The 11,817-nt window shown below is 66.5% G+C and carries 11 protein-coding genes; 7 read left to right on the forward strand and 4 right to left on the reverse strand.

All coding sequences use genetic code 11. The features are described 5' to 3' along the window. Nucleotides 1-26: 26 nt before the first annotated feature. Complete coding sequence (locus AC6CH2_RS00805; protein ID WP_498267519.1) at nucleotides 27-2,456, reverse strand: S8 family peptidase; 2,430 nt, start codon at nucleotides 2,454-2,456, stop codon at nucleotides 27-29. Nucleotides 2,457-2,803: 347 nt separating this feature from the next. After that, nucleotides 2,804-3,346, reverse strand: coding sequence for a hypothetical protein (locus AC6CH2_RS00810; RefSeq protein WP_498267520.1), 543 nt, complete (start codon nucleotides 3,344-3,346; stop codon nucleotides 2,804-2,806). Between the two features lie 329 nt (nucleotides 3,347-3,675). Here AC6CH2_RS00810 and AC6CH2_RS00815 point away from each other — a divergent pair, with 329 nt between their 5' ends. Both AC6CH2_RS00815 and AC6CH2_RS00820 read left to right on the forward strand, forming a co-directional pair. Further along, complete coding sequence (locus AC6CH2_RS00815) at nucleotides 3,676-5,463, forward strand: alpha/beta fold hydrolase (protein WP_498267521.1); 1,788 nt, start codon at nucleotides 3,676-3,678, stop codon at nucleotides 5,461-5,463. A gap of 312 nt (nucleotides 5,464-5,775) precedes the next feature. Beyond that, the gene (locus AC6CH2_RS00820; RefSeq protein ID WP_498267522.1) at nucleotides 5,776-6,309 is read left to right on the forward strand and encodes a hypothetical protein; all 534 of its coding nucleotides are present in this window, start codon (nucleotides 5,776-5,778) and stop codon (nucleotides 6,307-6,309) included. Nucleotides 6,310-6,488: 179 nt separating this feature from the next. Here the strand turns inward: AC6CH2_RS00820 and AC6CH2_RS00825 are convergent, their stop codons facing one another. Together AC6CH2_RS00825 and AC6CH2_RS00830 are read right to left on the reverse strand one after the other, a co-directional pair. Then, the gene (locus AC6CH2_RS00825; RefSeq protein WP_498267523.1) at nucleotides 6,489-6,689 is read right to left on the reverse strand and encodes a hypothetical protein; all 201 of its coding nucleotides are present in this window, start codon (nucleotides 6,687-6,689) and stop codon (nucleotides 6,489-6,491) included. 189 nt (nucleotides 6,690-6,878) lie between these two features. Next, nucleotides 6,879-7,355 carry a YybH family protein gene (locus tag AC6CH2_RS00830; RefSeq protein WP_498267524.1) on the reverse strand — a complete coding sequence of 159 codons (477 nt, stop codon included), beginning with the start codon at nucleotides 7,353-7,355 and terminating at the stop codon, nucleotides 6,879-6,881. 637 nt (nucleotides 7,356-7,992) lie between these two features. Here AC6CH2_RS00830 and AC6CH2_RS00835 point away from each other — a divergent pair. The 5 genes from AC6CH2_RS00835 (at nucleotide 7,993) to AC6CH2_RS00855 (ending at nucleotide 11,797) form a co-directional block, all read left to right on the forward strand. Next, nucleotides 7,993-8,934 carry a lipase family protein gene (locus AC6CH2_RS00835; RefSeq protein WP_498267525.1) on the forward strand — a complete coding sequence of 314 codons (942 nt, stop codon included), beginning with the start codon at nucleotides 7,993-7,995 and terminating at the stop codon, nucleotides 8,932-8,934. A gap of 125 nt (nucleotides 8,935-9,059) precedes the next feature. Beyond that, a complete protein-coding gene (locus AC6CH2_RS00840; protein ID WP_498267526.1) occupies nucleotides 9,060-9,350 on the forward strand; it encodes a putative hemolysin in 291 nt (96 codons plus the stop codon). A 251-nt stretch (nucleotides 9,351-9,601) separates the two neighbouring features. Then, on the forward strand, nucleotides 9,602-10,138 hold the full coding sequence (locus AC6CH2_RS00845) for a hypothetical protein (protein ID WP_498267527.1): 537 nt from the start codon (nucleotides 9,602-9,604) through the stop codon (nucleotides 10,136-10,138). Between the two features lie 154 nt (nucleotides 10,139-10,292). Then, entirely contained in the window at nucleotides 10,293-10,787 is a 495-nt protein-coding gene (locus tag AC6CH2_RS00850) for a hypothetical protein (protein ID WP_498267528.1), read from the forward strand. After that, on the forward strand, nucleotides 10,784-11,797 hold the full coding sequence (locus tag AC6CH2_RS00855; RefSeq protein WP_498267529.1) for a DUF1570 domain-containing protein: 1,014 nt from the start codon (nucleotides 10,784-10,786) through the stop codon (nucleotides 11,795-11,797). The genes AC6CH2_RS00850 and AC6CH2_RS00855 overlap by 4 nt, the downstream gene beginning before the upstream one ends. Nucleotides 11,798-11,817 lie beyond the last annotated feature (20 nt).

Below are 11,817 nucleotides of genomic sequence, written 5' to 3' on the forward strand. Positions count from 1 at the left end.
TCCTGCATCGGTCCGGCAATCGATACCTAGCGCTTCTTCGCCGCGACCGGCTTACCGCGCGGCGGCCTGGGCTGGCCGGCGTCGCCGCGCCGCATGCACTGCCAGGTGATGCGGCCGACTTCCTCGCCTTCGAACAATTGGCGGATGGCGATGCTGGCGCCCTGCATCTGCTCGGGCTTGGCCCCGCGCAGCAGGAACCGCGCCGGCAGCCGTGCGCCGCGCGGCAGCGACAGGCCGCACAGGGGCAGGCGCGGCAGACCCGGCAAGGCGATGCTGGCGCGATCGCCCTTGCGAGGCGCCTCCACCTTCCATGGCGTCCCGGCGCCGATGCGGCGGGCGAGATCGCGCGGCAGCTCCAACTGCACGGTAACGCCCCTGGGCAGACGCCGCACGATCTCGAAATCGAAGACCCGGGCGCGATCCGGCGTGCCGGTGATCAGGAACGGCAGAGCCAGGATGGCCTGCGGGTCCGGCGGCGGGTCGACCACGTTGAAGTTGCGCCAAGTGATGTTGTTGTGGGCGCGGATGTAGTCGCGGAAAGAGTCCCAGTCGAAGTTGGGCGGGCCCGGCGGCAGCGGCGGCGCCGCATCGCCGGGATGGTCGAGGCTGGCGACGAAGCAGTAGTGGCCGGGCGCGGGGATGTCGGCTTGCGGCCAGGTGATGGCGTCGGCGACCACCAGGGTGTCGCCCATCGGCACGTCGACCGGCGCCGAGGTGCCGATCAGGTTCCACAGGTCCGGGGTCAGCAAGGTCGCGACCGGGCTCCAGTACACCGTCGCGCGGACATCGTCGGCATCGGCGGCGCCGCGATTGCGCATGCGCACGTAGAGGTAGTTGTCCTGCCCGGTCTCGGCTTCGTGGCCGAGGGTGTTGCTGTTCTCGGTGCCGCTGCCTTCGCCGAACGCGGCATCGGGGTTGGCCACCGGGTCTGGACGCAGGATCACGTCGGGGCTGGAGCTGATCGCGCCGGTGGACGGCACCGCGCCGCTGTCGCCGACCGCGTCGCGCAGGTAGACGTCGGGCACCAGGCCCAGGGTGTCTTCGACGATCGCGCGCAAGTCCGGCATCACCCCGATGGCCCCGGCCACGCCGCCGCCTTGCGGGGTGTTGATCGCCGGGTCGGACAACAGGCTGCGCATCTGCCCCGGCGACAGGCGCGTGCCGGTCGCCGCGGCGTACATGCCTTGGGTGATGAGGGCGGCACCGGTGACGATCGGCGAGGCCGAACTGGTGCCGTTGAAACCGGCGGTGTAGGTGCGGTTGTCGTCGCCGCCACCGTCGTCGAGGCCGCCATAACCGCAGGTGGTGACGTTCTCGCCCCAGGCATAGCAGTCCACGCGCGAGCCGAAACTGGAGAAGCCGGCGCGGTTGTGCGGCAGCGGCGACAGCGCCGCGCCGACCACGATCGCGCCGGAGTCGCGGAAGTCGGCGCTGGCGCGGTTGAACACCTGGAAGCCGCCGCCGTCGGTGTAGGCGTCCAGGTCGTTGCTGCCGTTGCCGGCGGCTTCGACCACGATCACGCCCAGGGCGCTGGCCAGGCGGATCGCATCGAAGTCGGCGTTGTCGACTTCGGTCAGGATCGCGCCGCCGCGCTGCACTTCCAGCAGCAGCACGTCGCCGACCGCCATGGTCGGCAGCGCGGCGACGATCGCGTCGGCCACGTGCAGGGCGGTGTCGGTGCCGGCGTCGTAATGCGAAGTCACCCGCACCGAGGCCACGTCGGGGGCGATGCCGACTACGCCGAGGGTGTTGTCGATGCCAGCGATCTCGCCGAGCACGGCGGTACCGTGGTTGCCCTTGTAAGTGCCCACGCCGTCGCGGTTGTCGCCGAAGATCAGGCTGGGCGCGTGCCCGGCCAGGTCTTCGTGGCCGAGGAACCAGCCCTGTTCGAGATCGACTACGCCGATGCCGGCGCCGGTGCCGTTGGCCTGGGTCCAGGCCCAGCGCGCGTCGATGCCGGTCGGTGCGGCGTCCAGGTAATCCTGGCCGGCGCAATAGGGATCGTCGGCGTCGTCGACCGGATCGGTGACTTCGAGTTCGCGGTAGGCGTCGGCGACTTCGGTGAGCCGGCGCAGGCGAGCGACCAGGGCTTCGGCGTCGTCGGGACGGTGGCGCAGATCCAGGCGCCAGTAACCGGTCAGGCTGCGCAGCGGCGGGAACGGCGATTGCGCGGCGCGGCGCTCCATTTCGATCAGGCGCTTGGCATCGACGCTGCGGATCACCGGGCGGGTGGATTCGACCGTCGTTTCTTCGAGCAATTTGGCCAGCGCCACCAGCTTGTGCTTGCGCGCCAGACTGCGCAGGTCCTTGTCGGCACCCGGCGCGATGCGTTCGGACAAGCGCAGGATGACGAAGCCGCTGTAGCGCGGCGTCGGCGAGGCGGTAGGCGGATGTTGCGGCGGACGCGTCGGGCCGGCCGCGCAATGCAGCGCGGACGTGCAGTGTCTGGATTTCATCGTACCTCTCCTGGTGTCGGCCGCAGTCCTGCGCGCTGGCTGGCGTTGACTCGGGCGGACGTCCTTGTTTCTGCGGCCGTTGAAACAGGGCGAGCCGTGAGGACCAGTGGCCGGCCGTCCCCCCCCGGCCGCCGAAGAGACGCTGCGCGCGTGGCTCCTCACCGGAAGCGAACGCCAAGAATCGAAGCCGGCGGCCATCCCGGTGCTCGCACGGCCGGCCGCGCGGCGATGCGATGATGCGGCCTCGGCGCGCTAACGCCCACGATGCGGCCCCGCGGGCAAAGCAAAGGCGGCCGCAGCCGCCTTTGTGTCGTGTCCGGGACGGCAGGAGCGCCGCCATGCCGCCGTCACGGCGGCAGCTTGGTCCCCTGGTCGGCGATCGCCAGCCATTTGCGGCCGTCGTGGGTATAGGTGACGCCGGTCAAGGCCTTCTGCCGATAACCGATGCGCGGGATCTCGTACACGGTTTCGTACAGGATGTAGGCCGAGTTGCAGCCGTCGACGACGCGATGGCGTTCGGTCCAACTCCACTTGGCTTCGCGGTTGGTGAAGTGGCTGGCGAGCGCGGCCATGATCGCGTCGAGGCCGATGCGCACGCCGCCGCTGTCGAACACGGTGATGGCGCGTTCGTCGTGCACGGCGCGGAAGGTCTCGGCGTCGTAGTCGCGGAAGGATTCCATGTCCATGCGCTGGGCGATATCGAACTGACGGGCGCAGATGCGGGTCAGGATGTCGCCGACCCAGGCCGACGCGGCGGCTTGCGGCGCGGCGCTTGCCGGTGCGGCCACTGTAGAGCCGGCAGCGAACGCGGTGCTTGCGGTAGACAGGGCGAACAAGGATGCCGCGATCAGCGCCGAGGTGCGGGCGGGGCGGGCAATGCGGTGGGTCATCGTCTTGTCTCGGTGGTTGGGACGAGGGCGACCTTAGGCGCGGCGGCGGTTCCGATGCAGGCCCAATCGGTCGACGGGCGATGGAGCCAATTGGCGACGCGCAAGGACGATGGTGAGCGATTCGTTCGGCCTGAGCTCGCACTCGCGCGCGTCGAGCGCGAATTGCCGGCTGCAGCGTATTTACTGCACGTTATTCGCGTTCCGGTTGTTCCGCCCATGCGCTTTCGACCCGCCGGTCTGACCGGAGTCCGTCGGCTTCTTCGTTAGATGAATCGGCGGGCTCGATCGGCGAGGACGCGGAGTGCATCGTTACTCAGCCAGGGGGCGGGATGAACACGCAAGTCGAGGAGCGTCCGCGGACGCTGGTGGTGTTGCTGCACGCCTACAGGCACAGCGCAGCCCGGCTTGGATCGGTACGAGCCCTGGTGCTTGGTGCCTGGCCGGATGCGGAGATCTATTGCCCGGAGCTACCGACATCGACATGGTCGATGGCGGATCCGAACCTCATCGTCGCTGGTGTGCTGGCGGAGATCGACCGGAGGTACGCGCAGAGGCAGGTGGACGGTACACCCTTTCGCAATATCGTGCTGATCGGGCACAGCATCGGTGGCTTGATTGCGCGCAAGCTATACGTGGTGGCCTGCGGCGAAGTCGAAAGGGCTCCGTTCGAGGACGATTTCAAGCCGGCGTCAGCCGATGCTGCAGCGCTCACATCCGCGCGGCCCTGGGCCGGCTGCGTCTCGCGGATCGTGCTCTTGGCCGGCATGAATCGTGGTTGGCGTATTACCCATCACCTTGGTATCCATCGGGCGCTGCTCTGGCGTGCTGCCAGCACTTTTGGTCATGCTATTCGCCTTTTTCGAGAGCGAGGACCCCTGATATTTGCTTTCCGCTGTGGGGCTGAGTTCATCACACAACTGCGTATCCAGTGGCTGTTGATGCGCAGGCGCGCTAACCGTGCCATCCCGAAGCCTCTGGGTATCGCCGGACAGCCAGGCGGCGCCCTGACTATCCAACTGCTGGGGTCGCGTGACGACCATGTCTCGCCGGAAGATAACGTCGACCTGGTCTCGGGGGGCGATTTCGTCTACCTCGACGTGCCTCATAGCGGCCACCGCGACATTATCGAAATGGCCGACCCGACATTTGGTGCAGCCCGGGCCCGGGCCCTTTTGCTAGCATTGCAGGGCAGCGAAGAGCAACTGCAGCGCGAAGCCGTGGTGCCGTCCGACGAGCGTTTCGCCGCGCCCGACGAGAGCATCGAGCGCGTGGTCTTCGTCATGCACGGCATCCGCGATGTCGGCTACTGGACCCACAAGATCGCGCGCCGCATCAAGCAGCGCGCTGGCGACCGATTCGCGACCTGGGCCACCGAGACCTCCAGCTATGGCTATTTCCCGATGCTGCCGTTCCTGTTTCCGTGGTATCGGCGGCAGAAAGTGGAATGGCTGATGGACCAGTACACCGAGGCCGTGGCGCGTTATCCGAACGCGAAGTTCTCGTACGTAGGGCATAGCAACGGCACTTATCTGCTGGCCCGCGCGCTGGAGCTCTACCCTTGCTGCCGTTTCGAACGGGTGGTGTTCGCCGGCAGCGTGGTGCGCCGCGACTACGACTGGCGCCGCTTCCTCGGCGGCCCGCAGCCCAGGGTCTGCGGCGTGCTCAACTTCGTTGCCACCGGCGACTGGGTGGTGGCGTTCTTTCCGAAGTTCTTCGAGAGTTTGGAAGTGCAGGATCTCGGTTGCGCAGGACATGACGGCTTCGTCGTTTCGAAGCCCAATGTCGGCGTCAATCAAGTGACCTATGTCAGGGGCGGGCACAGCGCGGCGCTCGCGGAATCTGTGTGGAACGTAATCGCAGGCTTTGTCGTTGACGGACGTGTGGACATGGACGAAATCGAGCCTATAGCGCGGCGGCAGAATCTGCTGGTCAAAGCGCTCGGTTTGTACCCGCCCTTGCTATGGGCGGTCCTGATCATGGGGGTGTGTTCGCTTTGGCTGGTCATCGAGCTGGCGATCTCCATGCTCGGCCTGGCGCCTTCCACCCAGGCTTTCGCCACCGGCTTCTCGTTCGCGCTGTATCTGTTGCTGCTGTGGCTGGTGGTGACGCGGGTCTAGCGAGCACCGGTGCGGCTCGACGAACCCGGCTTGCCCAATCGGGCGGCAATCGCCGCGCCGGCTGCATCGGTGTCGCTGTCTTGCCCATCGGGTTACCATGTGCCGCGGCCGCTGGCTGGTTTTCTCTCCGCGACGTTCTCGCTCGCGCATCGTCCGCTCACAGCGAACCTGTCCGCCGGGTCTTCCCGGCGGCACGGCGCGTGTCGGCGTACGGTCCCGCCCGGGCCGCGCTTGCCGCGCTCCGATCTCCAAGGCGGCGCTTCGTCGCCGCTTCGCATCGGAAGCACCTCACCTCAACAAAAGGACATTGTCTTGAAGAAATTTTATCGCCTCGCGTCGATTTGCCTGTTGGCCTTGCTCGCTGCCGCCTGCAGCGGTGGAGGGCGCAGTACCCTGACCGCCGAGGAATACCTGCTGCAGAACGTTTCGGTATGGAACTCGGCGAGCACCCCGGCGGTGCGTTGGCTCGGCGGCGATCGCGCCGAGGAGTTCAGCAAGGTGCTGCAGCAGCGCAAGGGCATGAGCCGCTATCAGCCGCAGTTCGCCGGCCTGCGCCGCGAGCTCGCCGCCAACACTACCGTGACCCAGGCGTTTCCGCCGCCGGAGGATGCCGCCGCCCTGCACGCGAGCATGCTCGACTATCTCAAGAGCGTCGACGCCGCGTTCGCCAAGCTGGAAGAAATGGGCAAGCTTCCGGACGGCTACAGCGATCAGCAATTCGGTTCGCTGAGCACCGACATGGAGCGCCTGATCGGCGAGGTGGACAGCAAGGCCATCGCCTGGAATGCGGCGCAGAAGGCCTACGCCAAGCAGCACGGCATCGACTTGCGCGAAACCGGCGGTTGATCGGAGCGATGGGTACATCGGGTGCCCATCGCGGCGCCGAGTCACTCTTTGCGATGCAGGCGCGCTGTGTAAAGAAAGGCCCGCCATTCGGCGGGCAGGCGCTCCTGTAAAGAAGGCCCGCCATTCGGCGGGCAGGCGCTCCTGTAAAGAAAGGCCCGCCATTCGGCGGGCCTTTGCATTCAAGCGCCGTGGCAGGGCTTGGAGCACCAATAGCAGCCGTTGCTCCGGGCGAAGTGGCGCTTGGCGGCGACCACCGCCGACTGGCAGTGCAGGTGATACCCCAGCTCCTGCTTGTTGAAAGGCACGAACGGGCAGTCGGAGCGATGCACCTCGTGGTCCCCGTTCGGCTGTGCGTTGCGATTGACGTAGTACACGTACATGGCGGCTTCTGCGATCCCATGGCATTCCCGAATGCCTGGATACCTCTACGGCATCGCAATGCCTGCGACGACGAGTCGCCGAAGCCGCCGGGTGTGACCCGAGTCCGTAACCAGAGGCGCACCGCAGCGCGCCGCCATGCTGGCCTCATCCCTCATGCGGCCGGCCCCGCCAGAGGCTTGCCGACATCGTTACGGATTGGCGATCGGCGTGGTGGTGTCGGCGCTCAACCGCCATTGGCCGCGCACCCGCGCCCAGTTGGCCACGTCGATCGCGTGCAGGGTGATGCCGGCCGAGGGGATGGTGAACTCGATGCGGTCCACGACCACGGCGCTGGAGCACTGGCTGATGGTCTGCGCCAGCAAGGTGCGCTTGAACACGTACTCGTTCGCCATCACCGCACGATAGAAGGCGGTGATCGCCGGCTTGCCGTTGAGCACCTGGCCGAGGCTGTTGACCTGGACCGCATCTTCGGCGAAACCGGCCATGAAGCGATTGAGGTCGCGCCGGGCGAAGGCATCGCCGAGCGCTTCGGAAGTGCGTTCGAACTCGCGTTCGCATTGGCGATGCTGCGCGGCCATCGGGTCCTGCGCCGCTGCGGCGAGCGGAGTCAAACCGGACAACGCGAGCGTCATGCACAGAGCGGCTATCGAAGTACGACTCTTCATGTTCGGTCCTTGAGGTGTGGTTGGAGACTGAACGTTATCGAAGACCTCCGAGCGAGGATGTACCCGGATCGCGAATGGATCTGCCCAAGTTGCTCAATGCGTGATGCGTCCTGTCGCATGGCGAGCGGACGACGAAGAGTTCGTCTGATTGTGGTGTATGAGGAAGGTTTGTTCTCGATCGCGGAGTCGGTCGCGACAGCAACTGCACGCTCCGCGTTGCAGATCCCTTGCTTGCGTCGGGCTGCGCCGGGCGCTTGTTCCCTTGGGCGAGGAGGACGCGGTTTCGGGCGGCTTCGGCATAGGTTTCAGTGCTGCCGGCTGGGAACTGCTCGCACCCTTCACGAGGCGATTCGCCATCCGGAGCACTTACCCTTTATTTGGGGGGCAGGGGCTGCTCGTGATCGACAAATCGACCGCGCCACAACCCGCGATAAGGTCGTCACTCGCGCCGCCGAGGCCGCGCCGCCTTGCAGACCGTCATCTTTAAATCTTGAGGTTCGTCACGATTCGAATGGTCGGCTTCCCGCCGCGGCGAGGACGGAGGCGGCATTGTGGCCGGTCCTCGGGCCGCATTGCGTGCTGTGGTGGCGAGAGCGGTGCGCTCGACCGCTCGCACTGCCTACCGAGAGGAACTCCGATGACTGCCACCAACGCATCCGCCCAGCCGGCGCTCGACGCGACGCTCACGATCGCGCTCGCGGTCGCTTCCAGGGCCGCTTACGACTATTACCAGAACCAGCCGTTCCAGTCGCCCGACGGCTACCAGCAGATCGACGCCTGGACCGGCTGGGACGCGTTCCTGGTCGACGGGTCGGAAGAGAAGTACGGACTGGTGTTCCAGGCCATCGCCGATCCCGGAACTATGATCTTCGCGTTTCGCGGCACCGACTCGGACATGGACATCTACGAGGACATACGCTTTCTCACCACCGAATTCGTGCCGAGCAGCGGTACGGTCGCGCCCACGCCGCACGTCGCCTCCGGCTTCTACAGCATCTACGACGACAAAGGCGGCGCGATGAGCCAGTCGATGCGGCAGCAGTTGTTCGCGCTGCTGGCCAAGTACCAGCCGAGCCAGCTCTACGTCACCGGGCACAGCCTGGGCGCCGCGCTGAGCCAACTGTTCTCGCTCGACCTGGCGATCAGCCAGCCGATGAACACGACCAATATCAACTTCGCCAGCCCGATGGTCGGCACCAGCGACTGGCAGACCGCCTACAACGCCACGATTCCGCCGGCGAACAGCATCCGCGTCTACAACTACTGGGACTACGTGCCCACCTTGCCGCCGAGCGATCTGGGCTTCCATACGGTCGGTTCGGCGTTTCAGACCGCTTTCTACGTCAAGGGCGAGTGGTTTCCGCACGAGCTGTCGCGGCATTCGGTGGTCAACCTGACCACGGTGCTGAGCCATGCCTTGCCGGCGCAACCGCAGCAATGGGTCGGCGAGTTTCCCGATTTCGTCGAACCCACCTGGACGATGCTGAGCCAGCTGCCGCCGGCCGGCGGCGACGTGAGTTGGGTCGACAAGATCGGCGAACACATGCGTTTCGAGCGCTCGCTGCGGGCGGCGGCCTGAGCGCTCGCCAACCGGCGGGCAGCGCGCCCGCCGGGTCCATCGGCTGCCCCGACCGTACTTGGCGTCTTGACCGGGCCTTGTCGGGCGCCGGGTATAGTGAACCCCCGTTCCCGAAGGCCCTCGCCATGCACAACCTGCCTCGTTTCGCCCTGTTGCTGACCGCCGTTATGGCGTTGGCCGCCTGCGCCACGCCGTCGGAAAACCCAGCCACCGATACCGCGGCCACCGACCGGACTCCGCCCAAGATCGGCATGCCGAATCCGGCCTCGGTGCATTGCAAGGACCTCGGCGGCACGCTGGAGATCCGCACCGCTAAGGACGGCGGACAGTTCGGCGTGTGCACCTTGCCCGACGGCAAGGTCTGCGAAGAGTGGGCGCTGTTCCGCGACAAGAAATGCGTGACGCCGGCCGAGTAAGCACGACCCGTCGGCATCGGTGAGCCCATGCCGGCCGACATCGGCATGGGAGCCGGCTTGGGTGTACAGGCCGGACGTTCCTGGCTGAGCCGGGCTGGCCGATCGGCTACGGAACGGATCGCGGGCGTAATGCAGACCGCAAGCCGATTGGATCGGATGCGGCGGCGCGCTATCGTAGCGGCGAAGGATCGTCCGCACCGGCCCAGGGAGAGCGCCCGATGTCCCTTACGAATACAACCCGCCTGCTGTGCGTGGCGGCCGTCCTGCTGATGGCGCCGCCTGCGGGCCACGCGCTCGAGAAGGCGCGCCTCGAGGCGGCTGTCGAAGCGCATCTGGCTCTGTTTTCAATCGACGATATCGTCGAAGAACGTTTCGCCGGTCGCGCCAGCGCAGCCGACCTGGACGGCGATGGCGTCGAAGAAATCCTGTTCCTGGCGACCGCGCGCTGCGTCGGGGCCAATTTCGATTGTCCCAACGAGTTGGTGGTCCTTGCCGCGGCTGCGAACGAACCGGCCGAGACCGGCAAGCGCGTGGAACCGGACGTGCTCGCCGCGGCCCGAACCGGCTATCGGCTGGCCGGCGCCGAGCAGATTCCCGGCGACGTCCACGCCTTACGCGTCCGGAACGGAACCATCGAGGTCGCCTTCCAGGTCGAGCAGGACTCGCCGATCTGCAAGCGCTCGTTCTCGACCGAGAAGGGCAGACAAGCCACCACGCATTGCCCGGCCCCGGGCCGCTATGAGCGGCGGTACCGTTGGAGCGGCGGCAAGTTGACGAAGGTGTCTTGACGGCCGTTAAGATCCAACCGCAAGCCCAGAGTAGGAGCTGCGCAAGCTGCGACCGCGACAAGGCGCGCGGCGGCGTTCGGACTTGCGACCGGAATCGTCACGCTCGCGCCTTGCGCCGTTCCTGCGCCGGGGCGCCATGAGCCGGATCGGGTGGATGCTGGCGGCATTCGCGCTGATGCCGATGGCGGTGCAGGCGCATGTCGACCATGTGCTGCATCGGCGCTCCGACGGCAGCGTCGTGGGGGTTCCGCCGCGGTTCGGCCCGATCGCTCTCGATCTGCGGTTTCCCCGGAACCGGCCGCCGCTCGTCGCGCTCAGGATCGGCCCGCACGGCATCAGGCTGCCGAACTGCATCGCCAAGTTGATCGCCTCGCGGGGCAGCGAAGACATCGAACTTAGCGGTTCCTGGTATCACGAACAAAGCAGTATTCCGTATTACATCTCGGTCGACTTCTATGCGCCGGGCGTAAAGCATGAGCGACTGTCGGTCAACCCACACGTCAACGTGCTTTTCAGTCTGCACGATGCGCGGGTTATCTCGGTCAGCGAATTGAGGTCGGGTTGGTTGTGGTTCGGCCAGAGCTATCGCCAATTGGAGCCCGAGCAACTGTGCCGCAAGCACGAGCTGCGTTCGGCGCGGTTGCCATGAGCGGCCGCCGTATGCCGCGATTCCTGGTTATGCAGGCGCGCATCAGGGACGTGTCGAGCGCGATCGGGATCGGCACGAAACGCTACACCCTGGCGGCAGTGCTCGCGCTTTGCACGGCCTGCAACGGAGCGGGCGAAAAGGCCCCGCCCGAGCGGAGCGGAACCGGCAAGCAACCGGTTGCGCAGCAGCGAGCATCGACCGAACCGGTCCCGGTGGAGGTGTTCGAGACCGAGCACTACGCGATAGCGACCACGGCGACGCCGGAACAGACCCAGGCGATCGGTGCCGCGGTAGAAAGCCTGCATCGCGCCTACAGCGAGTTCTTCGCCAATACGCTCGGTGCCGACCCCAAGCCCGGGCGACCGCAACTGCGCCTGTATCGCAACCGCAGCGAGTTCGTCGCCCATAACCGCAGCCTGCCCTGGGCCGAGGCCTATTACCGAGCGCCGATCTGCCACGCTTATTACGCGGGCAGCGGACAGAACCCGTATCACTGGATGGTCCACGAGGCGACCCACCAGTTGAACCACGAGGTCGCCGGCTTTAAGAACCAGCGCTGGATGAACGAGGGGCTCGCGACGTATTTCGGTGCGAGCCGGATCGACGACGGCCGCTTGCACCCCGGCACCATCGACCCGACGGCTTATCCGATCTGGTGGCTGAGCCGGACTCGGCTGAGCGGCGATCTTCGGCGCGACATCGAACAGCGTCGCTGGATCCCTTTGCGCGACTTGCTCGCCGATACCGGCCCCGAGATCGGCCGTCATCTCAATCTGTACTACGTCGAATACTGGAGCCTGAGTCATTTCCTGTTCCACTACCGCGACGGCCAATACGCGCAAGGCTATCGGGCGCTGATCCGCGACGGCGGTTCGCCGGAAGCGTTCGAACGCCGGATCGGGCCGATCGAGCGCGTGCAGGAGGAGTGGTACGGCTATCTGCGCGACAAGCAGGCCGAGGCCGCCGCGCCGGCGCAGGACGAAGCTTGGTTCGTGCCCGCGCGCGGGTAGCGCTCCGAAGCCGTCGCGTG

It is taken from the genome of Lysobacter sp. GQ73 (genome assembly GCF_059758755.1).